The organism is Amycolatopsis sp. NBC_00438 (assembly GCF_036026695.1).
Taxonomy (GTDB): Bacteria; Actinomycetota; Actinomycetes; order Mycobacteriales; family Pseudonocardiaceae; genus Amycolatopsis.
On the sequence record NZ_CP107923.1, the window covers coordinates 5,190,787 to 5,217,065 of the forward strand.

Annotated in this window: 27 protein-coding genes; 16 read left to right on the plus strand and 11 right to left on the minus strand. The window is 70.5% G+C overall.

From position 1 onward, the window contains the following. Positions 1 to 4: 4 nt before the first annotated feature. Positions 5 to 1,621: an acyl-CoA synthetase gene (locus OG494_RS22750; RefSeq protein WP_328458821.1), complete on the minus strand. Its 1,617-nt coding sequence runs from the start codon at positions 1,619 to 1,621 to the stop codon at positions 5 to 7. A 63-nt stretch (positions 1,622 to 1,684) separates the two neighbouring features. Here OG494_RS22750 and OG494_RS22755 point away from each other — a divergent pair, with 63 nt between their 5' ends. Continuing rightward, a complete protein-coding gene (locus tag OG494_RS22755; RefSeq protein WP_328458822.1) occupies positions 1,685 to 2,473 on the plus strand; it encodes a crotonase/enoyl-CoA hydratase family protein in 789 nt (262 codons plus the stop codon). 52 nt (positions 2,474 to 2,525) lie between these two features. Here OG494_RS22755 and OG494_RS22760 read toward each other — a convergent pair whose 3' ends face one another. Both OG494_RS22760 and OG494_RS22765 read right to left on the minus strand, forming a co-directional pair. After that, the gene (locus OG494_RS22760) at positions 2,526 to 2,759 is read right to left on the minus strand and encodes a hypothetical protein (RefSeq protein ID WP_328458823.1); all 234 of its coding nucleotides are present in this window, start codon (positions 2,757 to 2,759) and stop codon (positions 2,526 to 2,528) included. Between the two features lie 26 nt (positions 2,760 to 2,785). Continuing rightward, positions 2,786 to 4,333 carry an acyl-CoA synthetase gene (locus OG494_RS22765; protein ID WP_328458824.1) on the minus strand — a complete coding sequence of 516 codons (1,548 nt, stop codon included), beginning with the start codon at positions 4,331 to 4,333 and terminating at the stop codon, positions 2,786 to 2,788. An 88-nt stretch (positions 4,334 to 4,421) separates the two neighbouring features. Here OG494_RS22765 and OG494_RS22770 point away from each other — a divergent pair, with 88 nt between their 5' ends. The 4 genes from OG494_RS22770 to OG494_RS22785 are packed head-to-tail and all read left to right on the plus strand — an operon-like array spanning position 4,422 to position 8,207. Then, complete coding sequence (locus OG494_RS22770; protein ID WP_328458825.1) at positions 4,422 to 5,399, plus strand: Zn-ribbon domain-containing OB-fold protein; 978 nt, start codon at positions 4,422 to 4,424, stop codon at positions 5,397 to 5,399. 7 nt (positions 5,400 to 5,406) lie between these two features. Continuing rightward, complete coding sequence (locus tag OG494_RS22775; protein WP_328458826.1) at positions 5,407 to 6,420, plus strand: thiolase domain-containing protein; 1,014 nt, start codon at positions 5,407 to 5,409, stop codon at positions 6,418 to 6,420. Further along, positions 6,417 to 7,580 (plus strand): thiolase domain-containing protein, encoded by a 1,164-nt coding sequence (locus tag OG494_RS22780; RefSeq protein ID WP_328458827.1) that lies wholly within the window; start codon positions 6,417 to 6,419, stop codon positions 7,578 to 7,580. Before OG494_RS22775 ends, OG494_RS22780 begins: the two co-directional genes overlap by 4 nt. A gap of 15 nt (positions 7,581 to 7,595) precedes the next feature. Then, positions 7,596 to 8,207, plus strand: a complete 612-nt coding sequence (locus OG494_RS22785; protein WP_328458828.1) for a TetR/AcrR family transcriptional regulator — start codon at positions 7,596 to 7,598, stop codon at positions 8,205 to 8,207. Here OG494_RS22785 and OG494_RS22790 read toward each other — a convergent pair. Further along, positions 8,182 to 9,201: a YhjD/YihY/BrkB family envelope integrity protein gene (locus OG494_RS22790; RefSeq protein WP_328458829.1), complete on the minus strand. Its 1,020-nt coding sequence runs from the start codon at positions 9,199 to 9,201 to the stop codon at positions 8,182 to 8,184. The two genes, OG494_RS22785 and OG494_RS22790, sit on opposite strands and share 26 nt — an antisense overlap. Before the next feature lie 113 nt (positions 9,202 to 9,314). Further along, positions 9,315 to 10,106 carry a transglutaminase-like domain-containing protein gene (locus OG494_RS22795; RefSeq protein ID WP_328458830.1) on the minus strand — a complete coding sequence of 264 codons (792 nt, stop codon included), beginning with the start codon at positions 10,104 to 10,106 and terminating at the stop codon, positions 9,315 to 9,317. Between the two features lie 41 nt (positions 10,107 to 10,147). Here OG494_RS22795 and OG494_RS22800 point away from each other — a divergent pair, with 41 nt between their 5' ends. Both OG494_RS22800 and OG494_RS22805 read left to right on the plus strand, forming a co-directional pair. Continuing rightward, positions 10,148 to 10,714, plus strand: coding sequence for a dienelactone hydrolase family protein (locus tag OG494_RS22800; RefSeq protein ID WP_328458831.1), 567 nt, complete (start codon positions 10,148 to 10,150; stop codon positions 10,712 to 10,714). An 8-nt stretch (positions 10,715 to 10,722) separates the two neighbouring features. Continuing rightward, positions 10,723 to 11,046 carry a hypothetical protein gene (locus OG494_RS22805; protein ID WP_328458832.1) on the plus strand — a complete coding sequence of 108 codons (324 nt, stop codon included), beginning with the start codon at positions 10,723 to 10,725 and terminating at the stop codon, positions 11,044 to 11,046. A 16-nt stretch (positions 11,047 to 11,062) separates the two neighbouring features. Here OG494_RS22805 and OG494_RS22810 read toward each other — a convergent pair whose 3' ends face one another. Beyond that, positions 11,063 to 12,289, minus strand: coding sequence for a cytochrome P450 (locus OG494_RS22810; RefSeq protein ID WP_328458833.1), 1,227 nt, complete (start codon positions 12,287 to 12,289; stop codon positions 11,063 to 11,065). 244 nt (positions 12,290 to 12,533) lie between these two features. Between OG494_RS22810 and OG494_RS22815 the strand changes: the two genes are divergently transcribed. Next, a complete protein-coding gene (locus OG494_RS22815) occupies positions 12,534 to 13,691 on the plus strand; it encodes a steroid 3-ketoacyl-CoA thiolase (protein ID WP_328458834.1) in 1,158 nt (385 codons plus the stop codon). Between the two features lie 741 nt (positions 13,692 to 14,432). Here OG494_RS22815 and OG494_RS22820 read toward each other — a convergent pair. Both OG494_RS22820 and OG494_RS22825 read right to left on the minus strand, forming a co-directional pair. Next, complete coding sequence (locus tag OG494_RS22820) at positions 14,433 to 14,909, minus strand: pyridoxamine 5'-phosphate oxidase family protein (RefSeq protein WP_328458835.1); 477 nt, start codon at positions 14,907 to 14,909, stop codon at positions 14,433 to 14,435. 33 nt (positions 14,910 to 14,942) lie between these two features. Further along, entirely contained in the window at positions 14,943 to 16,208 is a 1,266-nt protein-coding gene (locus OG494_RS22825) for a beta-ketoacyl [acyl carrier protein] synthase domain-containing protein (protein WP_328458836.1), read from the minus strand. 149 nt (positions 16,209 to 16,357) lie between these two features. Here OG494_RS22825 and asnB point away from each other — a divergent pair, with 149 nt between their 5' ends. Beyond that, complete coding sequence (asnB, locus tag OG494_RS22830) at positions 16,358 to 18,142, plus strand: asparagine synthase (glutamine-hydrolyzing) (protein WP_328458837.1); 1,785 nt, start codon at positions 16,358 to 16,360, stop codon at positions 18,140 to 18,142. On the opposite strand, the gene OG494_RS22835 is transcribed toward asnB, so the two are convergent. Continuing rightward, positions 18,139 to 18,522, minus strand: coding sequence for a RidA family protein (locus OG494_RS22835; protein ID WP_328442414.1), 384 nt, complete (start codon positions 18,520 to 18,522; stop codon positions 18,139 to 18,141). The genes asnB and OG494_RS22835 overlap by 4 nt on opposite strands. Positions 18,523 to 19,283: 761 nt before the next feature. On the opposite strand from OG494_RS22835, the gene OG494_RS22840 reads away from it, so the two are divergent. Both OG494_RS22840 and OG494_RS22845 read left to right on the plus strand, forming a co-directional pair. After that, positions 19,284 to 19,454, plus strand: coding sequence for a hypothetical protein (locus tag OG494_RS22840; protein WP_328442416.1), 171 nt, complete (start codon positions 19,284 to 19,286; stop codon positions 19,452 to 19,454). A gap of 2 nt (positions 19,455 to 19,456) precedes the next feature. Beyond that, positions 19,457 to 20,197, plus strand: coding sequence for a Crp/Fnr family transcriptional regulator (locus OG494_RS22845; protein WP_328442418.1), 741 nt, complete (start codon positions 19,457 to 19,459; stop codon positions 20,195 to 20,197). A gap of 183 nt (positions 20,198 to 20,380) precedes the next feature. Here OG494_RS22845 and OG494_RS22850 read toward each other — a convergent pair whose 3' ends face one another. Continuing rightward, positions 20,381 to 21,280: an SDR family oxidoreductase gene (locus OG494_RS22850; RefSeq protein WP_328442420.1), complete on the minus strand. Its 900-nt coding sequence runs from the start codon at positions 21,278 to 21,280 to the stop codon at positions 20,381 to 20,383. Continuing rightward, positions 21,277 to 22,020 carry an SDR family oxidoreductase gene (locus OG494_RS22855; RefSeq protein WP_328442422.1) on the minus strand — a complete coding sequence of 248 codons (744 nt, stop codon included), beginning with the start codon at positions 22,018 to 22,020 and terminating at the stop codon, positions 21,277 to 21,279. The genes OG494_RS22850 and OG494_RS22855 overlap by 4 nt, the downstream gene beginning before the upstream one ends. 77 nt (positions 22,021 to 22,097) lie before the next feature. Here OG494_RS22855 and OG494_RS22860 point away from each other — a divergent pair, with 77 nt between their 5' ends. From OG494_RS22860 to OG494_RS22880, 5 genes are read left to right on the plus strand one after another with little or no spacing between them, the layout of a single operon-like run. Then, positions 22,098 to 22,847 (plus strand): enoyl-CoA hydratase family protein, encoded by a 750-nt coding sequence (locus tag OG494_RS22860; protein WP_328442424.1) that lies wholly within the window; start codon positions 22,098 to 22,100, stop codon positions 22,845 to 22,847. Next, positions 22,844 to 23,707 (plus strand): CoA transferase subunit A, encoded by an 864-nt coding sequence (locus tag OG494_RS22865; protein WP_328442426.1) that lies wholly within the window; start codon positions 22,844 to 22,846, stop codon positions 23,705 to 23,707. Before OG494_RS22860 ends, OG494_RS22865 begins: the two co-directional genes overlap by 4 nt. Further along, the gene (locus OG494_RS22870) at positions 23,704 to 24,426 is read left to right on the plus strand and encodes a CoA-transferase subunit beta (protein WP_328442428.1); all 723 of its coding nucleotides are present in this window, start codon (positions 23,704 to 23,706) and stop codon (positions 24,424 to 24,426) included. Before OG494_RS22865 ends, OG494_RS22870 begins: the two co-directional genes overlap by 4 nt. After that, positions 24,423 to 25,466 carry an NAD(P)H-dependent flavin oxidoreductase gene (locus tag OG494_RS22875; protein WP_328442430.1) on the plus strand — a complete coding sequence of 348 codons (1,044 nt, stop codon included), beginning with the start codon at positions 24,423 to 24,425 and terminating at the stop codon, positions 25,464 to 25,466. The genes OG494_RS22870 and OG494_RS22875 overlap by 4 nt, the downstream gene beginning before the upstream one ends. A 9-nt stretch (positions 25,467 to 25,475) precedes the next feature. Next, positions 25,476 to 26,276, plus strand: coding sequence for an alpha/beta fold hydrolase (locus tag OG494_RS22880; RefSeq protein WP_328442431.1), 801 nt, complete (start codon positions 25,476 to 25,478; stop codon positions 26,274 to 26,276). Positions 26,277 to 26,279: the final 3 nt, after the last annotated feature.

Genomic DNA, 26,279 nt, shown 5'->3' on the forward strand with positions numbered 1-26,279 from the left:
CTCCTCAGACGGGCTGGGCCGTCGCCGGTTCGTGCTCGGCGGCGTAACGCTGGGCCCACGGGTAGTCCGGTTTGCCGCTGGGCGAGCGGCCGATCTCCGCGGCCAGCCACACGGTGCGCGGCACCTTGTAGCCGGCGACCTCGTGGCGGACGTGCTCGTCGATCCCGGCCAGATCCGGCTCGGCGCCTTCCCGGAGCTGGACGACGGCGGCGACGCGCTGGCCGGTCCGCTCGTCCGGGATGCCGATGACGAGCGCGTCGAAGACGTCGGGGTGCGACTTCAGCGCCCCTTCGACCTCTTCGGGGTAGACCTTCTCGCCGCCGGTGTTGACGCACTGGGAGCCGCGGCCGAGCAGGGTGACCGTGCCGTCCTCTTCGTAGCGCGCGTAGTCGCCGGGGACGACGTAGCGAACGCCGTCGAGGTCGACGAAGATCGTCTTGCTCTTCTCGGGATCGCCGTAGTAGCCGAGCGGGACGTGCCCGCGGCGGCCGATCAGCCCGATCGCACCGGCCTTCGGCTCGACCAGGTGGCCGTCGTCGTCGAGCAGGATGGCGTCCTTGCCGAAGCTGACGCGCGGGCCGGCGCTGTGGTCGGAATCCTTGCCCACCATGCCGATCCCGGTGAAACCGCTTTCGGACGAGCCGATCGCGTCGGTGATCACGGCGTTCGGCACGAGCGCGACGAACTCCTGCTTGACCGACTGCGAGAACAGCGCGGCGTGACTCGAGACAGCGACGAGCGACGACGCGTCGTAGTCACCTTCGCGGAAGGCCTCGATGAGCGGGCGCGCCATGGCGTCGCCGACGATGGTGAGCACCTGGACCTTGTTCTGCTGCAAGGCTTTCCACACCTCGTGCGCGTCGAAGCGCGGCACGAACACCACCGGGCTGCCGGTGAACAGCGCGCCGAACGCGGCCCACTGCGCGGCGCCGTGGATCAGCGGCGCGGCGGGCAGCCGCGTCAGGCTGCCGGCCTTGCCCTGCTCGGCGAGCGTCCACTCGTCGGGGACGTACTCGCCGGTGACGAAGTTGATGCCGCCGCCGAGGGCGCGCCAGATGTCCTCGTGGCGCCAGAGGACACCCTTCGGGTAGCCGGTGGTGCCGCCGGTGTAGAGGATGTAGAGGTCGTCGTTGCTGCGCTCGTCGAAGTCGCGCTCGGGCGACTGTTCGTTCAGAGCTGCTTCGTATTCGACGCCGCCATAGCTCGCGAAGTCACCGTCGCTGCCGTCTTCGATGACGACAACGTGTTTCAGTTTCGGCGCTTCGGGCAGGACGGCCTTCACCTTGTCGGCGTAGCTTCTCTCGTGCACGAGCGCGACGAGATCGGCGTCCGTGAAGAGGTACGCGAGTTCGCCGTGCACGTAGCGGTAGTTGACGTTGACGGCGATCGCGCGCAGCTTGTACGCGGCGATCATCGCCTCGAGGGCCTCGATCGAGTTGCGGGAGTAGACCCCGATGTGGGATCCGCGTCCCACGCCGTGCGCGGCGAGGTGGTGGGCGAGCCGGTTGGCCCGCGCCTCCAGTTCGGCGAAGGTGACTTGCCGGTCGCCGCACACGACCGCGACGCGCTCCGGCACGGCGTCGACGGCGTGCTCCAGAAGATCCGCGATGTTGAGTGCCACGCCCTCAAAGTAGAACATGTTATCGTTCTGGGCAATGGCAAGGCGTTGTTCGAGGAGGTTTCGATGGGTGAACCGCACGCGCTGGTTTCGCAGGACGGGCCGACGCTGATCGTCACGATGAACCGCCCGGAGGCCCGCAACGCGATCACGGGCGAGATGATGTCGATCATGGTCGACGCCTGGGACCGGGTGGATTCGGACGACTCGATCCGCAGCTGCGTCCTGACGGGCGCGGGCGGCGCGTTCTGCGCCGGCGCCGATCTGAAGTCGATGTCGCGGAACTCGCCTTCGGAGTCTTTCGCCGCGGGCAAGTTCGACCCTGCGCACATCCCGGGCCTCTTGAAGGGCCGGCGCCTGACGAAGCCGCTGATCGCGGCGGTCGAGGGCCCGGCGATCGCGGGCGGCACGGAAATCCTGCAGGGCACGGACATCCGGGTGGCGGGCACGTCGGCTCGGTTCGGCGTGTCGGAGGCGCGCTGGGGCCTGTTCCCGATGGGCGGTTCGGCGGTGCGGCTGCCGCGCCAGATCCCGTACACGGTGGCGGCGGACATCCTGCTGGCCGGCCGTCACCTGTCCGCTGCGGAGGCTCTCGCCATCGGCTTGATCGGTCACGTGGTGCCTGATGGAACTGCGTTGTCCCGCGCCCTCGAGCTGGCGGCGCTGGTGAACGCGAACGGCCCGGTCGCGGTGCGGGCGATCCTCCGGACGATCCGCGACACCGAAGGACTCCACGAGGAGGAGGCCTTCAAGCTGGATTCGCAGTACGGGATCGAGGTTTTCGCCTCGGAAGACGCGAAGGAAGGGCCGCGGGCGTTCGCGGAGAAGCGGAAGCCCGAGTTCCGCGGCCACTGACACCGTGATCCGAGGGGCATCGCCGAAGGACGACAGGCCGAAGGGACGCCACCTACCAGCCCATGTCCTTGGCGACTTCCTCCTGCGCTGCCGCGATTTCCTCGGTTGTCACCCCGGTGACGCCGGCGTCTTGTTCCAGCCGGGACAGCAGGTCGGCCAGCGCCTGCTTCTGCGCCGGGTGCGTGATCGGCACCGCGTCGAGGTCGGTGCTCATCAGCCAGTCGAACAGCACGACGGCATCGGCACGCCACAAACGCACGGTGACAGTGGGCAGGTCTGCGTCCATGCGAACGCATCCTGCCGCAACTCGGGTTACGACACGTATTTCGCTCGTAGGTGGCGCTTGTACAGCTTGCCGTTCGGGTCCCGCGGCAGCTCTTCCAGGTAGTCGATCGACTTCGGCAGCTTGAACTTCGCCAGCCGCGTTGCCGCGTACGTCAGGAGTTCCGAAGTCAACTCAGGCGAAGGTGAGACTCCGGCGACGGGCTGGACCACCGCCTTGATCTCCTCGCCCCAGTCCTCGTGGGGGAGGCCGAAGACCGCGACGTCCGCGACCGATGGGTGCATCACCAGCTCGCCCTCGATCTCCGCCGGGTAGATGTTCACCCCGCCCGAGATGATCAGGTCCGCCTTGCGGTCGTGGAGGAACAAGTACCCGTCGGAGTCCAGGTGGCCCATGTCGCCCAGGGTGAACAGCTTGCCGACGCGGGCGGCGGCCGTTTTCTCCGGGTCGTTGTGGTACGAGAACTCCGACGACCCCATCTGCATGTACACCGTGCCGGTCTCGCCGGCCGGAAGCTCGAGCCCGGCATCGTCCAGGACCTTGATCGTCGAGCCCGGCCACGGGAGGCCGACCGAGCCCGGCTTGCGCAGCCAGTCCTCGCCGTTGATCACCGTGCCGCCGCCCTCGGTCGCGGCGTAGTACTCCGTCACCACCGGGCCCCACCACGCCAGCATCTGGCGTTTGACTTCCAGCGGGCACGGCGCCGCGCCGTGGATCATCACCCGCAGCGATGACAGGTCATAACGAGCGCGGACGTCAGAAGAGAGACCCAGCAGCCGGCGGAACTGGGTCGGCACCATGTGGCTGTGCGTGACGTGGTGCGCCTCGATCAGGCGCAGCATGTCCTCGGCGTCCCAGCGGTCCATCAGCACCGCCGAATGCCCCAGCTGCAGCGAAATCGCCACGAAGTTCAGCACCGCCGTGTGGTAGAGCGGCGAGCCGCACAGGTGGACGTGGTCGTCGTGCGGGCCGAGGCCGAACACGCCGAAGAACCACGTCGACGCCGCCGGCACCTCGTCCGGGTCGGTGCCCGTCAGGGGACGCCGGACGCCCTTGGGCCGGCCCGTCGTGCCGGACGTGTACAGCATCGGCGAGCCTGCCGTACGCCGTGCGGGACGTCCGTCGCCTTCGCCGGCCCCCAGCTCTTCGATCCGGCGGAAGCCGGGGACCTTCCCGACCGCGAAGCGCGCCGAAGCGGGCAACCCGGCTTCGTCGGCCGCGGCGACCGCGACGTCGGCGAAGCGCTCGTGCGCGAGGAACGCCTTTGCGCCGCTGTCGCCGATGATGTATGCGACCTCCGGGCCGATCAGGTGCCAGTTGACGACCACGACGTACAGCCCGGCCTGGATCGCGGCGAAGTAGGCCGCCACCAGCTCGTCGCCGTTCGGCTGGAGCAGCACGACGACGTCGCCGACGTCGAGGCCCAGCTCCTGCAGGCCCCGGGAGTACCGGTTGGCCTTCGCGGCCAGCTCGCCGTAGGACACGCAGCGGCCGTCCGGGTCGACCAGAGCCGTCTTCCCGGGCTCTTCCGCGGCGATGTTCCACAGGCCCAGCGTCTTCGCGGCAGTCGTCGTCATACCGCAAATCTAGAACGCGTTCCACCTACAGGCAACCGTCCGGCAGTGAATCTTGCCGACGAATCGAGAACGTGTTTCACTCAAGCACGTGACCGAGACACCGCTCGCCGCACCCCTGAACGTCGGCTTCGACTACACCCGCTCGACCGGGCCGGTGCTCGGCCGGTTCGTCAACGCGCTGCGCGAGCGCCGCATCGAAGGCATCCGCGGCAGCGACGGCCGGGTGCACGTCCCGCCGGTGGAATACGACCCGGTGACGGCCGACCCGCTCAGCGAGTTCGTCCCGGTCGCCGAGGAGGGCACCGTCGTCTCCTGGTCGTGGTGCCCGCACCCCCTCGACGGCCAGCCGCTGAGCCGCCCGTTCGCCTGGGCCCTGGTCAAGCTCGACGGCGCCGACACCGCGATGCTGCACGCCGTGGACGCCGGCTCGCCCGACAAGATCCACAGTGGACAGCGCGTCCGCGTCCGCTGGGCCGACGACACCGTCGGGCACATCCGCGACATCGCCTACTTCCTCCCCGCCGACGCCGCGGACACGACACCGACCGAGCCCGCTCCTCCGGTCGCCGAGCGCGAAGAGGGCGCCCCGGTCAGCATCGTCATCACGCCGGTGCACCTGCGCTACCAGCACTCCGCCTCCCCCGAGGAGAGCCGCTACCTGCGCGGACTGGCCGAAGGCAAGCTGATCGGCCAGCGCTGCCCCGCCTGCCGGAAGGTCTACATCCCGCCGCGCGGCTCCTGCCCGACCGACGGCGTGCCGACCACCGACGAGGTCGAACTCCCGGACACCGGCATCGTGACGACGTTCTGCATCGTCAACGTCCCGTTCCTGGGCCAGCGGATCAAGCCGCCGTACGTCGCCGCGTACATCCTGCTCGACGGCGCCGACATCGCGTTCCTGCACCTCGTGCTCGGCTGCGACGCGAAGGACGTCCGGATGGGCCTGCGCGTGCGCGCCGCGTGGAAACCGCGCGACGAGTGGTGGACGTCGCTGGAGAACATCGACCACTTCGAGCCGACCGGCGAGCCGGACGCGGCCTACGAAACCTTCGCCCACCACCTGTGAGGTCCTGATGCCAGACGTCGCGATCGCGGGCTTCGCGCACGCCCCGAACGTCCGGGAGACCCCGGGCACCACCAACGGCGTGGAGATGCTCGTCCCGATCTTCGCCGAGGTCTTCGCGCAGACCGGGCTGTCCAAGCAGGACATCGGGTTCTGGTGCTCCGGCTCCTCGGACTACCTGGCCGGGCGCGCGTTCTCCTTCATCGCCGCGGTCGACGCGATCGGCGCGTTCCCGCCGATCCACGAGTCGCACGTCGAGATGGACGCCGCCTGGGCGCTCTACGAGGCGTGGCTCAAGATCCGGATGGGCGAGGTCGAGACGGCGCTCGTCTACGGCTTCGGCAAGTCCAGCGCCGGCCAGCTGCGCCGGGTGCTCGCGCTGCAGCTGGACCCGTACGTCGTCACGCCGCTGTGGCCGGACTCGATCTCGATCGCCGGCATTCAGGCACGGATGGGCCTCGACGCCGGGCTGTGGTCCGAAAAGGACCTCGCCGAGGTCGCCGCCCGCAACCGCGACCTCGATGCCGCCGAGCTGCTGGACACGCCGTACGTCGCGGACCCGTTGCGCGCGCACGACATCGCCCCGATCACCGACGGCGCCGCCGTGGTCATCCTGTCCACAGTGGAACGGGCGAAGGACATCGTCGAGCACCCGGCGGTGATCGCCGGGATCGAGCACCGCGTCGACTCCCCCGTGCTCGGCGCCCGCGACCTGACGCGGTCGCCGTCGACCGAGATCGCGGCGAAGGCCCTCGACCTCGACGGCCTCGACCTCGCCGAGCTGCACGCGCCGTTCACGCACCAGGAGATCATCCTGCGCACCGCGCTCGGGCTCAAGGACGGCGTGAACATCAACCCGTCGGGCGGCGCGCTCGCCGCGAACCCGATGTTCTCCGCCGGCCTCGCCCGCATCGGCGAGGCGGCCCGGCGGATCCACAGTGGAGAGTCCCGCAAGGCCGTGGCGCACGCGACGAGCGGACCGGCCCTGCAGCAGAACCTCCTGGCCGTGCTGGAGGCACGATGACCAAGCAGCTCACGGCCGTGCTCGGCACCGGCCAGACGCACCACCGCGCCAAGCGCACCGACGTCTCGATGCCGGGCCTGCTGCGCGAGGCGATCGACCGCGCGATGCTCGACGCCCAGGTCGGGTGGGCCGACATCGACGCCGTCGTGCTCGGCAAGGCGCCGGACCTGTTCGAGGGCGTCATGATGCCCGAGCTGTTCCTCGCCGACGCGCTGGGCGCGAACGGGAAACCGTTGCTGCGCGTGCACACCGCCGGTTCGGTCGGCGGGTCGACGGCGCTGGTCGCGGCGTCGCTCGTGCAGTCCGGCGTGCACCGCCGCGTGCTCACGGTGGCGTTCGAGAAGCAGTCCGAGTCGAACGCGATGTGGGGCCTGTCGATCCTGCCGCCGTTCCAGATGCCGGTCGGCGCCGGCGCGGGCGGTTACTTCGCGCCGCACGTCCGGTCCTACATCCGCCGCTCCGGCGCGCCCGAGCACATCGGCGCGATCGTCGCGGCGAAGGACCGCCGCAACGGCTCGCTCAACCCGTACGCGCACCTGCGCCAGGCCGACATCACCGTCGAGTCGGTGCAGGCGTCGCAGATGCTGTGGGATCCGATCCGCTACGACGAGACGTGCCCGTCGTCCGACGGCGCGTGCGCGATGGTGCTCGGCGACGAGGCCGCCGGGGACGCCGTCGAAGGCGGCGCCGCCTGGATCCACGCGACGGCGATGCGCACCGAGCCGACCACGTTCGCCGGCCGCGACCAGGTCAACCCGCAGGCCGGGCGCGACGCCGCGGCCGCGCTGTGGGCCGAGGCCGGGATCAAGGACCCGATGTCCGAAGTGGACGTCGCCGAGATCTACGTGCCGTTCTCCTGGTTCGAGCCGATGTGGCTGGAAAACCTCGGCTTCGCCGCCGAAGGCGAAGGCTGGAAGGTCACCGAAGCCGGTGAGACGGCGATCGGCGGGCGCCTGCCGGTCAACCCGTCGGGCGGGGTGCTCTCGTCCAACCCGATCGGCGCGTCCGGCATGCTTCGCTTCTCCGAAGCCGCGAAGCAGGTCATGGGCCGCGCTGGGGACTACCAGGTCGAGGGCGCGCGCGTCGCGCTCGGGCACGCCTACGGCGGTGGGTCGCAGTACTTCTCGATGTGGGTGGTCGGCGCCGACAAGCCGCGTTGATACGCTCGACCCACCATGCCGAGACTCGCCGACCACGAGCAACGCCGCCGCCAGATCGCCGAGGCCGTCTGGCGGATCGCCAGCGCGCGCGGACTGGAAGACGTGTCGCTGCGCAAGGTCGCGGCCGAGGCCGGCGTCTCGCTGCGGCTGGTCCAGTACTACTTCGGCACGCGCGACGACCTGCTGCTGGGCGCCCTCGAAATCCTCAACAAGGACGCCGAAGAACGCACCCGCGCCGAGGTCGGGCCGGCGGCGGACGCGACGCCGCGCCAGGTCCTGCGCACGATGCTGGTGCGGATGCTGCCGCTCGACGACGAGCGTCGCACGCGCTACCTCGTGTACCTGGCGTACTTCGTCCGGTCGCTGACCGATCCCGATCTCGCCGCGGCGTTCAGCGCGGCGCCGCCCGAGCTGGAACGGCTGACCGCGGACCTGCTGGCCTGGGGTCAGCAGCGTGGCGAGGTGCCGCCGGACCTCGACCTGATGCCGGAGGCCGAGCTGCTCCTCTCGAGCGTCGACGGCCTGCAGACCAGCATCATCCTGGGCCAGCGCACGCCCGAGGCGGTGTTCGCGCTGATCGACCACCAGCTCGGCAGGCTCTTCAGTCTCTCGAACGTCGCCACCTGAGCGCGAGCAGCGTCCCGACCACCCCGGTCACCACACCGATCGTGGCCGGCACCGCGACCGGCGGGTCCACCACGATCACCGGCTTCAGTTCCACCGGCGCGGGCGGCTGCACCGGCTTGGGCGGCGCGTCCGAACCGGTGGCCGTCCACGCCGTGACGTAGACGAGCATCCGCGCGATCAGCGAGATGAAGAAGATCAGGCCGATCACCGAGCCGAACGCGATCCCCGTCGGCGAGCTGCCGATCAACCGCAGGTAGAAGCCACCGGCCAGCTTGAGCGCCTCGAACCCGAGGGCCAGGGCGATCGCGCCGCGCACCGCGCTGCGCACGCCCACCGGCTGACGCGGCAGCCGGGTCAGCACCCAGAGGAACACCAGCCAGTCGGCGGCCAGCGAGAGCGGCACCGAGGACACGGAGACGAGCTGGTGCCCCCAGCTCGTGTCGTCGAGGCCGGCCAGCCGGAGCAGGTAACCGCCGAGCGCCGTGCCGGAGATGGTGATCGTGAACGACACCAGCAGCGCCGCCGTCAGGCCGAGCAGCGCGAGCAGGTCGACGGCGATCAGCCGCAGCAGCGACTGGTCCGACCGGTTCTGCCCCCACAGCGCGGTGAGCGAGTCCCGCAGCGCGTTCATCCAGTTCCAGCCCGAGTAGAGGCCGATCACCAGGCCGAACGCGCCGACGCTCGTCCGCTGGTCGACGAAGCCGGTGAGCAGGTCGGTGGCCTTGTCCCCCAGCCCGCCGGGCAGCGTGCTGACGATCGCGCGCACCATCGTGTCGAGCAGGTGCGGCTGGCTGGCCAGCACGAACCCGGCCACCGACGACGCCACCATCAGCAGCGGCACGAGCGACAGCAGGCTGAAGTAGGTGATCGACGCGACGTAGTGGTAGCCGCCGCTGTCGACGTAGCGGTTGGTCGCGCGGGCGATGTGGTCCAGCCACCGGTACCGGGCGCGGGCCCGCGCCCAGGGGCTGGGGGCCTTGGGGGAACTCTTCACGCACACTGTCTACCCAGCCGGGAGCCTCCTCGCGCACCCAACACGCACTCCGGGCACCCCATCACCCGCTCGCCGGACGTCCGGGGGCCCGATCGGGAGGCCGGCCAGCGGCGTCAGCCGAGGACGACCAGGTCGGACCAGTCGTCCTGGGGCAGCTCGGCGTCCGTCGTCGCGAACACCGAGCTGCCCAGGAAGTCCAGGCTGCAGCCGAGGGTGGCCAGGAACGACGTGTCCGCGGCGTCGCGGCCGGTGGAGATCCGGAGCATGGTCTGGCGCGGGGCGAGGTGCGTGGCGTCGAAGACGTACCAGTGGCCGTCGATCGCGGCCTCGAAGACGGCGTGGAAGTCCATCGGCGACAGGCCGGGCGCGTAGACGCCGACGTACCGGGCCGGGATGTCGAAGTACCGGCAGAAGGTGACGCACACGTGCGCGAAGTCGCGGCAGACGCCTTCGCCGGCGAGGAGGGTGTCGATCGCGTCGTCGGTCGGCCGGGTGGCGCCGACGGTGTAGAGGAGCCGGTCGTGGACGTTCCGGACGATGGCGTCCACAGTGGACCGCGCGTCCGGGTGGCCGTACAGCTCCGGCGGCGCCAGCCCGCCGATCCGGTCGGACGGGCAGTACCGGCTCGGCCGGGTGAACACGGCGACGTCGGCGAGGGTGACCGGCTCGGGTTCGGCCTCGGCCAGGTCGCGCTCGGCGTGGTAGGTGACGCGGTGTTCCCCCAGCGGCAGGTCGAAGACGTCGGCGCGGGTGCCGTGCTCGAACAGGACGGCGTCGCTCCCGCCGCCCCAGGAGACGGTCAGGTCCTCGGTGTCGGCGTCGGCCGCGGAGACCGAGATCGCCGCCCGGCCGGGTTCGGTGACGCGGATGGTGAACTCGACGTCGACACTCGCTCGCGGGGCCATCGCGCCATGATGACAGCCGGGCCGCGTGCGACCATCACCCCATGGTGAACATCGTGGTCTTCCATTCGGTGCTGGGACTGCGGCCGGTCGAACTCGGTGCCGCCGAACGCCTGCGCGCGGCCGGGCACGACGTCGTCACGCCGGACCTCTACGCCGGCTTGACCGCGGCCACGCTCGACGACGGCTTCGCGCTGATGGACCGCGTCGGCTGGGCGGCCATCAGCCGACGCGCCGCGGAGGCGGTGCGCGGCCTGCCGCCCTCCACCGTGCTGCTGGGAGTGTCGATGGGCTGCGGCGTGGTCCAGAGCGTCCTCCCGGACCGTCCCGCCGCGGCCGGTGTCCTGCTGCTGCACGCGTTGGCGGTCATTCCCGCGTCGGCGCGCGACGGTCTGCCGGTGCAGGTGCACGTCGCCGACCCGGACCCGATCGCGCCGCCGGCCGAGGTCGCGGCTTGGCGTGAGGCCGCTCCCGGGGCCGAGGTGTTCACCTACCCCGGCGCCGGTCACTTCTACACCGACGCCGAGGATCCCGGGTACGACGAGGTCGCGGCCGCCCTCACCTGGCGGCGCGCACTCGGCTTCCTCCGGACGCTGCCTCAGGCGGACTAGGTTTCCCGGTGGCGATCTGCTTCCTGCTCGACATCGACTTCGACTTCGGGACCGACTCGGCCGAGGCCGCGCGCCGGCTGATCCGGGCCGGTCCGCGCCTGCGGGCCGGCGCACTGCGGATGATGGTCGGCACCGGATCGCGCGTCAACGCCGTGCCACGAGGGGTCGGCTACGGAGTGCCGGCGGAGTTCGCCGAGCGCACCCGGCGCCTGGACCTCACGGCCGAGGAGCGTATCCGACGACGTCCACCGGAAGCTGCCCGCTGCGAAGGGTTCGAGCCGTTCGCGCCCGGCTACCAGTGGCTGCCCTGCCGAGGCGAGACAGCCACTTAGCAGCCGGAACCCCCGCTCAGGCGTAGCGGACCGGGTAGTGCTTGATGCCGTTGAGCCAGCTGGACCGCAGCCGGACCGGTGGCGCCGCTTCGGTGATGTCCGGCATCACGTCGGCGATGGCGTTGAAGATCAGGTCGATCTCCAGCCGGGCGAGGTTGGCGCCGATGCAGTAGTGCGAACCGGTGCCGCCGAAGCCGACGTGCGGGTTGTCCTCCCGCAGGATGTCGAACTTCTCCGCGTCGTCGAACACATCGGGGTCGAAGTTCGCGGAGCTGTAGAACATCCCGACGCGGTCGCCGCGCTTGATGTGCGCGCCGCCCAGCTCGGTGTCGCGCGTGGCGGTGCGCTGGAAGGCGACCACCGGGGTGGCCCAGCGGACGATCTCGTCGGGCGCGGTCTTCGGACGCTGCTCCTTGAACAGGTCCCACTGGGCCGGGTGGTCCAGGAACGCCTTCATGCCGTGGGTGATCGCGTTGCGCGTGGTTTCGTTGCCGGCCACCGCGAGCAGGATGACGAAGAACCCGAACTCGTCGGAGCCCAGCGCCTCGCCGTCGACGTCCGCCTGGATCAGCTTGGTCACGATGTCGTCCATCGGGCACTTGCGGCGGTCCTCGGCCATGTTCCAGGCGTAGCCGATGAGCTGGGTCGACGCCTCGAGGGGCTCGACCTGGTACTCGGGGTCGTCGTAGGCGACCATCTGGTTGGACCAGTCGAAGATCTTGAGCCGGTCCTCCTGCGGGACGCCGATCAGCTCGGCGATGGCCTGCAGCGGCAGCTCGCACGCGACGTCGGTGACGAAGTCGCCCGTGCCCTTCTTCTTCGCCTCGAAGACGATCTTCTCGGCACGGTCCCGCAGCGTGTCCTCGAGCTTGGCGATCGAGCGCGGGGTGAAGCCCTTCGACACGATGCGCCGCAGCTTCGTGTGCTGCGGGGCGTCCATGTTGAGCAGGACCAGGCGGTTCGCGTTGAGGCGGTCCTCGGTCATGCTCTCGTCGAAGCGGATGATGGCGGTCTTCTCGCTCGACGAGTAGAGCGTGCTGTCGCGCGAGACCTCCTTGACGTCTTCGTGCCGCGAGACGACCCAATAGCCGTCGTCGCCGAAGCCTGCGGTGTTGGTCTTCTGAGGGTTCCACCACACGGGGGCGGTCCGCCGGAGCTCGGCGAACTCCGCCAAGGGCAGCCGGTGGGCGTAGAGGTCCGGGTCCGTGAAGTCGAAACCTGCGGGGATGAGCGGAGCGGCCACGTTGCCTCCCACGGTTCGGCTTTTGAAACACGTTCTAACCGGATTGAAGCATACGGTGTTAACTAACGGAAGGCCGTTCAGTGAAACCCGTTAACTTTACCGATGAGGCCAGGTGAACGAGCGCTCACTCGGTCAAGATCGAGATCACGCCAACACTGCGGCGCCTTGCGCAGAACGATAACTTGTTCTAGTTTTCGGGTTACTCGACAGTCTTCCCGAGGAACCTCCCGACGAAGGGGACGAGATGGGCGTGCCGGTCATCGTCGAAGCCGTGCGGACTCCGATCGGCAAGCGGGGCGGCCTGCTGGCCGGCCTGCACGCGGCCGAGCTGCTGGGGGCCGCGCAGCTGGCCCTGCTGGACCGGGCCGGGATCGACCCGGCGCTGGTCGAGCAGCTGATCGGCGGTTGCGTCACACAGGCCGGCGAGCAGTCGAACAACGTCACGCGCACCGCGTGGCTGCACGCGGGCCTGCCGGAGACGGCGGGCGCGACGACGATCGACGCCCAGTGCGGCTCGGCGCAGCAGGCGACGCACCTGATCGCCGGGCTGATCGCGGCGGACGCCATCGACGTCGGCGTCGCCTGCGGCGTCGAGGCGATGAGCCGCGTCCCGCTGGGAACGAACCGCGCGGGCGGCTCCCCGCGGCCGGCGTCGTGGTCGATCGACCTCCCGAACCAGTACGGCGCGGCGGAGCGCATCGCCGCGCGCCGAGGCTTGACGCGTCTTGACGTCGACACTTTCGGCGCCGCGTCCCAGCAGAAAGCCGCGGCCGCATGGGAAGCCGGCCACTTCGACCGCGAGGTGGCGCCGGTGAAGGCCCCGGTGCTCGACGCGTCGGGCGCGCCGACCGGCGAAACCCGGCTGGTCGGCCGAGACCAAGGCCTGCGCGAGACGACGGTCGAAGGCCTCGCCCGCCTCAAGCCGGTGGTCGAGGACGGCATCCACACGGCGGGCACGTCCTCCCAGATCTCCGACGGCGCGGCAGCCCTGCTGCTGATGGACTCCGCCCGCGCCTCTTCCCTCGGACTGCGGCCGCGCGCACGGATCATCGCGCAGGCACTGGTCGGCGCGGAGCCGTACTACCACCTGGACGGCCCGATCCGCGCGACCGAGCGAGTGCTGTCGCGAGCGGGCATGACGATCACCGACCCGGACCTGTTCGAGGTCAACGAAGCGTTCGCCTCGGTAGCGCTGTCGTGGCAGCGGGTTCTGGAGCCCGACGAGTCGCGAGTCAACGTCAACGGCGGCGCGATCGCCCTGGGCCACCCGGTGGGCAGCACAGGAGCGCGCCTGCTGACGACGGCGTTGCACGAGCTGGAACGCCGCGACGCAGCGACGGCGCTGGTGACGATGTGCGCCGGCGGAGCCCTGTCGACGGCGACGATCATCGAACGCCTCTGACCCGCCGCCCCCGGCCGCCCGGCCACCGTGTCGGCCACTCCGCCGGCTTGTTAGCCACTCCGGCCGCTCCGGCCGCTCCGGTCACCAAGTTGGCCGCTGCGGTCACCGTGTCGGCCACTCCAGCCGGCATGGTGGCCGCTGCGGTCACCGTGTCGACCACTCCGGTCATCGTGTCAGCCATTGCCGTCGCTGTGTTGGCCGTTCCGGTCGCTGTGTTAGCCACTCCGGTCACCGTGTTGGCCGCTGCGGTCCACCGTGTTGACCACTCCGGCCGGCGTGTTGACCGCTGCGGTCCACCGTGTTGACCACTCCGGCCGGCGTGTTGGCCATTGCGGTCGCCGTTGGCCATTGCGGTCACCGTGTTGGCCGCTCCGGTCAGCGCCTTGGCCGCTCAGTCGCGAAGTTGGCCGCTCCGGCTACCTGCGTTGGCGATGCCCGCGCGGCGGACGTGACCGCCCGGCTGCTCAGCCGACGACGGCCGGGCCGATGTTGTCACCGACTCCGCTCGCAGCACCCGACCGGAACGGCCAACACACCGACCGGAGTCGCCAACACACCAGCGGGAACGGCCAACACACCAACCGGAACAGCCAACACCCGGCGGGCGTAGCGCCGAGCCAGCCGCACGCCGTCGCCGGCTCGGCCACGCCTGTGCCGGAGCCGGCAGGCGCGGTCGACACCTCGGGCTCGCGGTGCTTCTTCTGCCACCAAAGGCATTCCTCCTCGAAGACCCGCCGCCCGCTACTTCACCACCTCCGCCGGGCCGTTGCCCGGCCTGGCGAACTTCACCGTTCCCCTTCCCTCCTTCCAGCTCTCCACGAAGAGCGTGTCCTCGGCCACCCACGTCAGCACGACCTCCTTGAGGTCGAGCCGGAACAGGTGACACGGTTCGTCGTTTCCTTGCAGCGCCGCGATTTCCGCCGTGTCCGTCAGCTCCGCCACCACACCCGCCAGCTTCGCGTCGCCGCCCTCCTCGATGCCTGGGTAGGCGTGGATCGCGAACCGGTTGTCGCGCCGCAGGTCGCGGGCCTTCAGCGCGTCCAGCATCGACCCGATGTACGCCTCCTCGCCACGGAAGTCCACCTCGGAGCCGCTCACCCGGGGCGAACCGTCGCGCCGCAACGTCGCCAATACGTGCGACTCCCCCGCCGTGAACCGCGCGTGCACGCGCGAAGCCAGCGAGGGTGACTGCGCCGAGAACTCCTGCCAACTCGTCATGCCCGGCAGCGTCCCACCCACCACCGACAGTTTTCAGAGCCCGCCCACGACCAGGTGAACGAACGTCCCGGACAGCCCGTAGGTGCTGACTCCCGCCAGCGCCCGCCCCGGGTAAGGCCATTCGACCGGTGAAGACGCGAGCGCGAGACCGGCCCAGTCGACCGCCGAGGTCGGACGCGGGCAGTGCAGGGTGGCCGGAATCCGCCGTTCGCGGACCACCAGCGCCGTCTTGAGCAAGCCCGCCAGGCCGCCCGCGGCCTCCGGGTGGCCGATGTTCGACTTCACCGAACCCACCAGGCACGGCTGACCCGCCGGCCGCCCGGAGCCGATCGCCGCGCTGATCGCCTGCAGCTCGACGACGTCCCCCGCCGGGGCCGCGTTGCCGTGCGCCTCCACGTAACCGATCTCCGCGGGCGCGATCCCGGCCTGCGCGCACGCCCGGGCGATCACCTGCAGGTAGCCCTCGACCGACGGCGCGATGATCGCCTTGGCCGTCCGGCCCTTGCTCGCCTGCGCGCTGCCGAGGATCAACGCGTGGACGCGGTCGCCGTCGGCCAGGGCATGCCCCAGCCGCTTGAGGACGACGACGCCCGCGCCGTCGCTGCGGACGAAACCGTCCGCGTCCTCGTCGCCGAAACGGCAACGCCCGGTGGGCGACAGCATCCCCGCCGCCGAGTAGCCGAGCGTGTGGTCGGTGCCCAGGACCAGGCTGACGCCGCCCGCCACCGCCGTGTCGCACTCCCCCGTGCGCAGGCTCTGGCACGCGAGGTGCACGGCCAGGGTGCCCGACGAACACGCCGCGTCGACCGTGGCGCACGGGCCGCGCAGGTCCCACGCGTAGCTGATCCGCCCGGACGCCATGCTCCGCGCCGCCGCGCCCGCGATCGCGTACATGTCGGCCGTCCCCTGCCGGCCGTCCCAGTGCTCGCCGGTGCTCTGCCCCATGAAGACGCCGATCTCGCGGCCCTCGACGCCGTCGAGCCCGGCGTCGGCCAGCGCGTCGCGCGTGGTCGTCAGGAGGACGCGGTGCTGCGGGTCGAGCACCGCCGCTTCCCGTTCGCTCACACCGAAGAACCCCGGGTCGAACTCTTCGGAGCCGAGGAAGCCGCCCGCCAGGCTGACGAGCCGGCCGCGGCGGCGGGGCACCGGGTCGTACAGCTCCGCCGCGTCGAACCGGGCAGCCGGTGCGGCGCCGACGACCGCGTCCCCGCGCGTGTCGAGCAGCTCCCAGAGCGCGTCCGGGCCGGCCGCGCCGGGGAACCGGCAGCCCATGCCGACGATCGCGATCGGCTCGTTCATCGTTCTCCTGTCGGGATGTCCACTGTGGACGGCAGATTCACCCGTCCGTGGCAGCGCGGGTTCCCGCGGCCGCGCACACCCTATGTGATCATTCAGGCCGCCCGGGTGATCGCCTCGGCGATCTCCCCTTCCCCGGAGGAATCCCCGTTATGTGTGGCATCGCGGGCTGGGCCGACCCCAGCTGCCCGCTCCCGGACGGCGGCATGACCGTGCACCGGATGACCGAGACCCTCGCCGCCCGCGGGCCCGACGACGCCGGCGTCTGGGCCGCGGCGCACGTCGCGTTCGGGCACCGCCGGCTCGCCGTGCTCGACCCCGCGAACGGCCGGCAGCCGATGGTGGCCTACGACGACCGGGACGAGGCCACGACCGTCCTGTCCTACAGCGGCGAGGTGTTCAACCACCGCGAACTGCGTGTCGAGCTGGAGCTGCTGGGGCACAAGTTCCGCACGGACACCGACACGGAAGTCGTGCTGCACGCCTGCCTGGAGTGGGGCACCGACGCCCCGCGCCGGCTCAACGGCATGTTCGCCTTCGCCGTCTGGGACGCGCCGCGCCGCCGGTTGCTGCTGGTTCGCGACCGGCTCGGCGTCAAGCCGCTCTGCTACGCGCGCCGCGGCGACGGCGTCCTGTTCGCCTCCGAACCCAAGGCGCTGTTCGCGTCCGGCTTGGTCGCCCCGGCCGTCGACGACAACGGCCTGCGCGACTTCCTGGCTTCGGTCCGCACCCCCGGCATGACGCTCCACCGCGGCGTCCACGAGGTCCGGCCGGGCACGATGCTGCTGGTCGACGCCGACGGCGTCCGCGAGCGCCGCTACTGGTCACTGGACGCGCAGCCGCACGAGGACGACCTCGCCACGACCGTCGACCGGATCCGCGAGCTGCTGGAAGACATCACCGAACGGCACGTGCGGGCCGACGTCCCGCTCGGCGCGCTGCTGTCGGGCGGGCTCGACTCGAGTGCGCTCGTCGCGCTCGGCCAACGGTTCACCGCCGGGCCGCTCCGCACGTTCTCCGTGGGTTTCGCCGGCGAGTTCGTGCCCGACACCCTGCGCGCCACGCCGGACGCGCCGTACGTCCGGGACGTCGTCGCGCACTGCGGGCTCGACCACCGCGACCTGGTGCTCGGGTCGGCGGCGCCGGCCGATCCGGCGGTGCGCCGGGCCGTCGTGGACGCGCGGGACGCGCCCGCGACCGGCGACATGGACACGTCGCTCTTCCTGCTGTTCAAGGCGGTGCGCGAGCATTCGACGGTGGCGCTGTCCGGGGAGAGCGCCGACGAGGTCTTCGGCGGCTACCCGTGGTTCCACCAGCCGCTCGCCGAGGGCTATCCGTGGCGTTACTTCACCGGCCGCAGCGGGACGTACCTCGCGCTGCTGCGCGACGACGTCGCCGCCGAGCTCGCGATCGGCGCCCATCGCGAGGCGCACTACCGGCAGTCGCTCGCGGAAGTGCCGGTGCTGCCAGGGGAACCGGCCGAGCGGCACCGGATGCGCGAGGTGTTCCACCTGCACCTGACCCGCTGGCTGCCCGACCTGCTCGACCGGAAGGACCGGCTCAGCATGGCCGTCGGGCTGGAGGTCCGGGTGCCGTTCTGCGACCACCGGCTCGTCGAGTACGCCTTCAACGCGCCGTGGTCGTTCCAGACGTTCGACGGCCGGGAGAAGTCCCTGCTGCGGGCCGCGGTGTCCGACCTGCTGCCGCGCAGCGTCACCGAGCGGGTCAAGGCGCCCTACCCGGCGACGCACGATCCCGGTTACGACGTCGCGATCCGTTCGCAGGCGGCGGATCTGCTGGCCACGCCGAACGCGCCGGTCTGGACGTACCTCGACCCGGCGCGGCTGAGCGAGCGCCTGGCGCGCCCGGAGACCGACCGGGCGACGCGCGCGGGCATCGACTTCGCGCTCAACCTGGACCTCTGGCTGACCCGCTAACCGGGCCGGTGCGCGTCGACCTCGATCTCGATCTTCATGCGCGGGTCGGCCAGGCCGCACACCAGCATCGTCGCGGCCGGGCGGACCTCGGCGAACGCCTTGCGCAGCACCGGCCAGCACGGCTCGAAGTCCGCCCGCGACGGCAGCAGGTAGCGCACCCGGACGACGTCGGCGAGGGTGCAGCCGGCCTCGGTCAGCGCCGCCTCGATGTTACGGAGGCACTGGGCCGCCTGCTCGACGACGTCGTCGGAGATCGTCATGGTCGAGTAGTCGAAGCCGGTGGTGCCGGAGACGTACACGCGACCACCGTCGACGACCGCGCGGGCGTAGCCGATCTGCTCCTCGAAGGTGGAGCCGCTGAGAATGGTTTGACGCGCCATACGCGCACGCTAGCGGCTCGCGCCAACCGGTTTATCCGGCGTCGTAGACCGACCGCGCGATCACCCGGGACGACGTCGCCGAGTCTGGCGGAGCTGAGTAGCACCGGCGAACATCGGCTCGAGATCCGAACATGAGTGAAAATTCAACCCTAAGATCACCCTGTGACATAGGTCACATTATGTGTGCAAACCTACGGTTCCGTAGCTTTGCCAAGCGAAAGTTTCACATTGCCCTTGCGCAATGCAAGACGCAAAACCATGCCCGACTACGTTGCGCAACAAACGTGAGCCGAGCCGGGGAACCACCCCCGGACTGCGGCTCACGTCTTGACCGCAGTAAGCCGGACTCGACGAAGAGAACAGACCCTGCGCAGCACTTATGCTACCAACAGCCAAGGTCGAATGTTTCAGAATCAGCATTTTCGAGCCAATTATTTGTCAAGTCGGCATTCACTCGTCCGGATTCCCACGGAGCGATCTCCATCGACATAGGTAGTCACCCAGGGTAAACAATCAGACTCGAGGTCGCCATGATCAAGAGAGGTCTGCCTTACTTGACCACGGACGGGTTCACACGGCTGTAACGCGGCGTAACGCCTAGGTCCCCCGCTGACCACCATCTAAAGTCCTGTTAACTCAAAACGGTGACGGGCGCACTGACCACGCGAGCACTCCCGCCATCTCTGCACGGACTCGACGAGGAAACAACCCAGCAAAGGGGTACAACCGTTATGGTACAGACCAGTCGTGATCATTTGACCATGATTGTCTTCTCGGTCGTCGTGATCTTTTACTTGATGTTGATCGCGTATCTCGCGCGGCTACTGCTCGCACGACCGACCCGGCACCCGGTGCTTTTCCTCGCGGCCGTGACATCGCTCGTCGCGACACTGCCGGTGATCTTGTCCGCGCTCTCGGCGGCGGTGGCCTGACCATGCCCAGCTCGCACAGTAGTGACGCTCAGTCGTGGGACGTCATCCAGCAGCTTCCCGTTCAGGACTACAAGACCCTGCGGCGCGCGGGACGGATGATCGAGTGCAGAGGGGGCACGAAGATCTGCAACCAGGGCGAACTGGACGCCCCCGTGTACTTCCTCCGCACCGGGATCGTGAAGGTCAGTCGCACGGCACTTCCGGGGAGCCCGGAAATGATCGTCGACGTGAGCGGCGCCGGCGACATCTTGGGCGCGGAAGCGTGCCTGCGGAACAAGCAAAGTCACGTGTCCCTCACGGCCACGAAGGACGTGACCGCGCTCGAGGTGCCCCGGGTCGCCTTTCTCCAGTTCCTGGAGCGCCACCCCAAGGCAGCCCTCCTCCTCATGGCGGCGATCGCCGAGCGTGGTCGCGTCCGCGACGCGACGCTCGCCTTCGCCGCGCACAAGGTCCACGATCGCCTCCTGGCCTTCCTCTACCGGCAGGCACAGCGGCACGGCACCGAGGACGACTCCCACGCGGTCACCATCGACATCGGTTTCAGGCTGGTTGACGTCGCCGCTGCGATCGGCGGCTCCGTCGCGTCCGTCAGTACGGAACTGGAGAGGTTCAAGGCCGACGGGCTCATCGAGACGGGATACAAGTCGATGAAGGTGCCGAAGCAGGTTTTCCGCGATCACCGCAAGCTGCTGAAGGCGGAGCCGTACTTCATCGACGACGTCGGCGAAGGGCAGCAGAGATGAGCGCAGGTGACGGACGACGCCACGATGTCCACCTCGATGCGGCATACATCCCTCCGGCCGATGGAGTAACGCAACGTACGTCGCAAGCCGTCCTCGGGCTGTTACAAGATCACCGAGCCCGGACCGGATAGTCGTTCACCGTGCCCGGAGTCGGTCGACGTCAGGAGCACCTTGCCGAGTGCCTCAGGCGCCGTAGACCGGCTCCGGGTCGGTCGCCTCCGACAGCAGTTCCGCCACCACCGGGCCCAGCTCGGCCGGCGCCCAGCGAGCGCCCTTGTCGCGTTGCGGGCCGTGGCGCCAGCCGTCTGCCAGGCCCACTCGGCCTCCGTCGACCTCGAAGACCCGGCCGGTCACTCCCGACGACTCCACGCTGCCCAGCCAGACCACCAGCGGGGACACGTTCTCCGGGGCCATCGCGTCGAAGCCGTCGTCGGGGGCCGCCATGTCGAACGTCTTCTCCGTCATCCGGGTGCGCGCGGCCGGGGCGATCGCGTTGACCGTGACGCCGTAGCGGCCGAACTCCGCGGCCGCGACCGTGGTCAGGCCGAGGATGCCCGCCTTCGCCGCCGAGTAGTTGCCCTGGCCGACGCTGCCGAGCAGGCCCGCGCCGGAACTCGTGTTGATCACCCGCGCGGTCCGCGTGCGCCCCGCTTTCGCCTCCGCGCGCCAGTACTCCGCCGCGTGCCGCAGGGGCGCGAAATGGCCCTTCAGGTGCACCCGGACGACCGCGTCCCACTCCTCCTCGGCCAGGTTGACCAGCATCCGGTCGCGCAGGAAGCCCGCGTTGTTGACCAGGACGTCGAGGCCGCCGAAGGCGTCCAGAGCCGTGCGGACCAGCGAAGCCGCGCCGTCCCAGGACGCGACGTCGTCGGTGTTGGCCACCGCTTCCCCGCCCGCCGCGTGGATCTCGTCGACGACCTGCTGCGCCGGGCCCGCTTCACCGCCGCGGCCGTCCAGGGCCGCGCCGAGGTCGTTGACGACCACCCGCGCGCCCTCGGCGGCGAACGCGAGCGCGTGCGCCCGGCCGATCCCGCGTCCGGCTCCGGTGACGATCACGACGCGCCCTTCGACCAGCCCGTTCATTTGTTCTCCTCCATCGCGTCAAGAAACGCCGGACGCTCGCCGCCGCCGTGCACCACGAGCCGCGCGCCGCTGACGTAGGACGCCAGCGGTGAGGCCAGGAACACCGCGCACGCGCCGACTTCCGCCGGTTCGGCGAGCCGGCCGAGCGGCACGGTCGCGCCGAGCGCCGCGGGGTCGCCGTACCCGTTGTCCGTGCGCACCATGCCGACGTCGAGCGCGTTGACCCGCACCTTCGGCGCCCATTCGACGGCGAGCGTGCTGGTCAGGTTGTCGAGCCCCGCCTTCGCGGCGCCGTAGGACGCGGTCCCCGGCGACGGCCGCAGCGCGCTCACGCTGCTGATGTTGACGATCGAGCCACCACGCTCCTGGCCCTGCATGACGGCGTTCGCGGCGCGCGAGACGATCAGCGGCGCCAGGAGGTTCAGCCCGATCACCTTCTCGTGGAAGCGCGGCGAGGCCGTGGACGTGTCCGCGAAGGGCGCGCCGCCCGCGTTGTTCACCAGGACGTCGAGCCGGCCGAAGCGTGCGGTGATCGCCTCGACCAGCGCGGCAACGGCGTCCGGATCCCGGATGTCGCAAGGGAAGAACGCCTCCCCCGGCGACGACTCCGGCGTCCGCCGCGCGCAGGTCACGACCCGCGCGCCCGCCTCTTCGAAGGCCTGCGAGATGCCCAGGCCGACACCACGGACGCCGCCGGTCACCAACACGACCGCGCCGTCCAAGCCGAGTTCCAGGGCCACCGGTGACCTCCCGCTTTTGTCGTCCCGATGCTAACGTACCAAGCAAGTGCTAGGTTGTTAACCGCGAGAGGGTGCCGATGACGGTTTCGACGCACACCCCGGAGCCCGGGATCGCCGTGATCACCGTGGCCGCTCCCCCGGTGAACGCGCTGACCGTGCGCGGCTGGTTCGACCTCGCCGAGGCGATCGGAAAAGCCGGCCGTGACCCAGCCGTGCACGTGGTCGTCCTACGCGCGGAAGGCCGCGGGTTCAACGCCGGCGTCGACATCAAGGAGATCCAGCGCGACCCCGGGTACGACGCGCTGATCGGCGCCAACGAAGGCTGCGCGGCGGCGTTCTCGGCGGTGTACGACTGCCTCGTGCCGGTGATCGTTGCGGTGCAGGGGTTCTGCCTCGGCGGCGGCGTCGGACTGGTCGGCAACGCCGACATCGTGGTAGCCAGCGAAGACGCCGAATTCGGACTGCCCGAAGTGGACCGTGGCGCGCTCGGCGCGGCGACACATCTGGCGCGGCTCGTGCCGCAGCACCTCATGCGCGCCCTGTACTACACGGCGTCGAAGATCAGCGCGCAGCAGCTGCACCACCACGGCTCGGTGTACGCGGTCGTCAAGCGCGAAGAACTCGACGAAACCGCGCTCGGCGTCGCCCGGCAGATCGCCGCGAAGGACACGCGCGTGATCCGCGCGGCGAAGCAGGCCATCAACGGCATCGACGTCCAGCCCGTGCACCGCAGCTACCGGTTCGAGCAGGGGTTCACCTTCCAGCTCAACCTCGCCGGCGTCTCGGACGGGGCGCGCCAGGAGTTCTTGGAGAAGGGAAAGCCTTGAGCGACAAGCGGATGAGCGTCGACGACGTCGTCGGCGAACTGCGCGACGGCATGACGCTCGGCATCGGCGGCTGGGGTTCGCGGCGCAAGCCGATGGCGCTGATCCGGGCCATCCTGCGGTCGCCGGTGAAGGACCTCACGGTCGTCTCGTACGGCGGCCCGGACGTCGGGCTCCTGGCGTCGGCGGGCAAGATCCGGCGTTTGGTCTTCGGGTTCGTGACGCTCGATTCGGTGCCGTTCGACCCGTGGTTCAACCGGGTCCGCGAAGCCGGGTCGATCGAGGTCACCGAATACGACGAGGGCATCCTCGGTACCGGGCTTTCCGCGGCGGCACAACGGCTTCCGTTCCTGCCGACGCGCGCCGGGCTCGGCTCCGACGTCATGACGTTCTCGCCGTCACTGAAGACCGTCCGATCGCCTTACGAGGACGGCGAGGAGCTGCTGGCCGTGCCCGCGCTGCGGCTCGACGCGGCGCTCGTGCACCTCAACCGCGCGGACGCCCGCGGCAACGCGCAGTACCTCGGCCCGGACCCGTACTTCGACGAGCTGTTCGCCCTCGCCGCCGACAAGTGTTACGTGTCAACGGAAAAAGTGATCCCCACCGACGAGCTGACGGCGACCGCGCCGGTGCAGAGCCTGCTGCTCAACCGCGCGAGCGTGCACGGCGTCGTCCAAACCCCGCGCGGCGCGCACTTCACGTCCGCCGCACCGGACTACGGCCGGGACGAACGGTTCCAACGGCACTACGCCGCGGCGGCGAAGGACCCGGACGCCTGGCCGGCGTTCGCGGACCGGTTCCTGGCCGGCGACGAGACGGACTACCAGCGGGCCGTCACGCGGTTCGCGGAGGAGGCGGCATGACGCGCGCGGACGTCGCGGTCGTCGCGTGCGCGGAGCTGTTCCGCGGCGACGGCGAGATCCTGATCAGCCCGATGGGCTACGTCCCGGCGCTCGGCGCGCGGCTCGCGCGGCTGACGTTCGAGCCGGACCTGCTGCTGTCGGACGGCGAGGCGTACCTGCTCGAAAGCCCGGTCGGCAAGCCGGTGATCGAGGGCTGGCAGCCGTTCCGGAAGGTCCTGGACACCGTGGTGCCGCACGGGAAGCGGCACGTCGTGATGGGCGCCAACCAGGTCGACCGGCACGGCAACCAGAACATCTCCGCCATCGGCGACCACCAGAAGCCGAAGAAGCAGCTGCTCGGGGTGCGCGGCGGGCCGGGCAACACGGCCAACCACCGCACCAGCTACTGGGTACCGCGGCACAGCACCCGGGTGTTCGTCGACCAGGTCGACGTCGTCTCCGGCGTCGGTTTCGCCCGCGCACGCGAGGCGGGGCTGCACTACCACGACGTCCACCGCGTGGTGACCAACCTCGGCGTGCTGGACTTCGGCGGGCCGGACCACGCGGCGCGGCTGGTGTCGACGCACCCCGGTGTCACGGTCGACGAGGTCGTCGCGGCGACGGGGTTCCCGCTGGTCACCGACGGCGTCGCCGTCAGCAGGGAACCGACCGCCGAGGAACTGGACCTGATCGCCCAGCTGGATCCGAAGTCGCTGCGGGAGAAGGAAGTCCCGGAATGAGGACGCGGCTGACCGAGCTGACCGGCGTCCGGCACCCGGTCGTCCAGACCGGGATGGGCTGGGTGGCGGGGCCACGGCTGGTGTCGGCGACCGCGGAGGGCGGCGGGCTCGGCATCCTCGGCTCGGCGACGATGACGTTCGACGAGCTCGAAGCCGCCGTCAAGGAGGTGAAGAGCCGGACGTCCGCGCCGTTCGGCGTCAACCTCCGCGCGGACGCCGACGACGCCGGCCGCCGCGTCGACCTGCTGATCCGCGAGAACGTGCGGGTCGCGTCGTTCGCGCTGGCCCCCAAGAAGGACATGATCGCGAAGCTGAAGGACCACGGCGTGGTCGTCGTGCCGTCGGTGGGCGCGGCCCGGCACGCCGAGAAGGTGGCGTCGTGGGGCGCGGACGCGGTTGTCGTCCAGGGCGGCGAAGGCGGCGGGCACACCGGCGGGGTGGCCACGACGCTGCTGCTGCCGTCGGTGCTGGACGCCGTCGACATCCCGGTGGTCGCGGCGGGCGGGTTCTTCGACGGCCGCGGGCTGGCCGCGGCACTGGCGTACGGCGCGGCCGGGATCGGCATGGGCACGCGGTTCCTGCTGACGCAGGAGAGCACCGTGCCGGACGCCGTCAAGCAGGCCTACCTGGCGCGGGACCTGAACGGCACCGTCGTCACCCGTAAGGTCGATGGCTTACCTCACCGTGTGTTGCGGACGGGTCTGGTCGACGGACTGGAGACGTCCGGGACGCTCGGCGGGCTCGGCCGGGCCACGGCGAACGCCGTCCGGTTCCGGCGGCTGACCGGGCTCTCCTGGACGTCGCTGGTGCGCGAGGGCGTCCGGATGAAGCGCAGCGGGCAGCGGACGTGGGCGCAGGTGCTGATGGCCGCCAACACGCCGATGCTGCTGCGCGCGGGGCTCGTCGACGGCGACCTCGGGGCCGGCGTGCTGGCGTCCGGGCAGGTCGTCGGGCTGCTCGCGGATCTCCCCCGGGTGGGTGACCTGATCGAACGGATCGTGAGCGACGCCGAAGGAATCCTGCGCGGGCTGTGTGCTTGACTTTCCGGCATGATCTCGGAAAGCCGTTGCCCGGTGGAGGACGGTGAGCTCCAGGTCCGCCGCGGCGGCGCGGGGCCGGTGCTGCTGCTGATCGCGGGCGGTACCGGATCGGGTGACGCCTATCGGGCGCTGGCGAAGCACCTGTACGAGCACTTCACGGTCGTCACCTACGACCGGCGCGGCCACTTCGGCAGCACGGACACCACGACCGGCCCGGTCCCGGTGTCGCTGCAGGCCGACGACGTGCTGGCGGTGCTGAACCACGTGACCGACGCGCCGGCCCGGGTGTTCGGCTCGAGCGCGGGCGCCCTGATCGGCCTCGACCTGGTGGCCCGCCACCCGGGCAGCGTCACGACGCTGGTCGCGCACGAGCCCCCGGCGGTCCACCTGATGCCGGACGCGAGCGGCTGGCTCGAAGCGGCGGCCGAACAGGTGCGGTTGGCCCGTTCGGGTGACCTGATCGGGGCGGTGACGCGGTTCGCGGACGCGATCGCGGGGGCGGCGCTGCCCAACCTGCCCAACATCCGGCTGCCCCACGAGGCCGACTGGATCCGGCTGTTCGACCGCGAGCTGACGCCGTTCTTCGACTACCTGCCGGACCTGCGAGCGCTGCGGCGGGCGAGCACGGAGATCCTGCCGGTGGCGGGCGAGGGCAGCCGAGGCCGGTACCACTACCAGCCGGCGAAGATCCTGGCGCTGGAACTGGGCTTGCCGTTCACGGAGACCCCCGGAGCGCACCTGGCCCCGCAGCGAAACCCGGCGAAGTTCGCCGCGGCCCTGCGGGACCTGATCTCCCCGGAACTCCCGTAATCG

What these genes read in the sequence shown, in the direction of transcription:
- OG494_RS22755 (WP_328458822.1), top strand. Translation starts at nt 1,685, where the DNA reads ATGGGTGAACCGCACGCGCTGGTTTCGCAGGACGGGCCGACGCTGATC.
- OG494_RS22760 (WP_328458823.1), bottom strand. Translation starts at nt 2,759, where the DNA reads ATGGACGCAGACCTGCCCACTGTCACCGTGCGTTTGTGGCGTGCCGAT.
- OG494_RS22765 (WP_328458824.1), bottom strand. Translation starts at nt 4,333, where the DNA reads ATGACGACGACTGCCGCGAAGACGCTGGGCCTGTGGAACATCGCCGCG.
- OG494_RS22775 (WP_328458826.1), top strand. Translation starts at nt 5,407, where the DNA reads ATGCCAGACGTCGCGATCGCGGGCTTCGCGCACGCCCCGAACGTCCGG.
- OG494_RS22780 (WP_328458827.1), top strand. Translation starts at nt 6,417, where the DNA reads ATGACCAAGCAGCTCACGGCCGTGCTCGGCACCGGCCAGACGCACCAC.
- OG494_RS22785 (WP_328458828.1), top strand. Translation starts at nt 7,596, where the DNA reads ATGCCGAGACTCGCCGACCACGAGCAACGCCGCCGCCAGATCGCCGAG.
- OG494_RS22795 (WP_328458830.1), bottom strand. Translation starts at nt 10,106, where the DNA reads ATGGCCCCGCGAGCGAGTGTCGACGTCGAGTTCACCATCCGCGTCACC.
- OG494_RS22800 (WP_328458831.1), top strand. Translation starts at nt 10,148, where the DNA reads ATGGTGAACATCGTGGTCTTCCATTCGGTGCTGGGACTGCGGCCGGTC.
- OG494_RS22815 (WP_328458834.1), top strand. Translation starts at nt 12,534, where the DNA reads ATGGGCGTGCCGGTCATCGTCGAAGCCGTGCGGACTCCGATCGGCAAG.
- OG494_RS22820 (WP_328458835.1), bottom strand. Translation starts at nt 14,909, where the DNA reads ATGACGAGTTGGCAGGAGTTCTCGGCGCAGTCACCCTCGCTGGCTTCG.
- OG494_RS22825 (WP_328458836.1), bottom strand. Translation starts at nt 16,208, where the DNA reads ATGAACGAGCCGATCGCGATCGTCGGCATGGGCTGCCGGTTCCCCGGC.
- asnB (WP_328458837.1), top strand. Translation starts at nt 16,358, where the DNA reads ATGTGTGGCATCGCGGGCTGGGCCGACCCCAGCTGCCCGCTCCCGGAC.
- OG494_RS22835 (WP_328442414.1), bottom strand. Translation starts at nt 18,522, where the DNA reads ATGGCGCGTCAAACCATTCTCAGCGGCTCCACCTTCGAGGAGCAGATC.
- OG494_RS22840 (WP_328442416.1), top strand. Translation starts at nt 19,284, where the DNA reads ATGATTGTCTTCTCGGTCGTCGTGATCTTTTACTTGATGTTGATCGCG.
- OG494_RS22845 (WP_328442418.1), top strand. Translation starts at nt 19,457, where the DNA reads ATGCCCAGCTCGCACAGTAGTGACGCTCAGTCGTGGGACGTCATCCAG.
- OG494_RS22850 (WP_328442420.1), bottom strand. Translation starts at nt 21,280, where the DNA reads ATGAACGGGCTGGTCGAAGGGCGCGTCGTGATCGTCACCGGAGCCGGA.
- OG494_RS22860 (WP_328442424.1), top strand. Translation starts at nt 22,098, where the DNA reads ATGACGGTTTCGACGCACACCCCGGAGCCCGGGATCGCCGTGATCACC.
- OG494_RS22870 (WP_328442428.1), top strand. Translation starts at nt 23,704, where the DNA reads ATGACGCGCGCGGACGTCGCGGTCGTCGCGTGCGCGGAGCTGTTCCGC.
- OG494_RS22875 (WP_328442430.1), top strand. Translation starts at nt 24,423, where the DNA reads ATGAGGACGCGGCTGACCGAGCTGACCGGCGTCCGGCACCCGGTCGTC.
- OG494_RS22880 (WP_328442431.1), top strand. Translation starts at nt 25,476, where the DNA reads ATGATCTCGGAAAGCCGTTGCCCGGTGGAGGACGGTGAGCTCCAGGTC.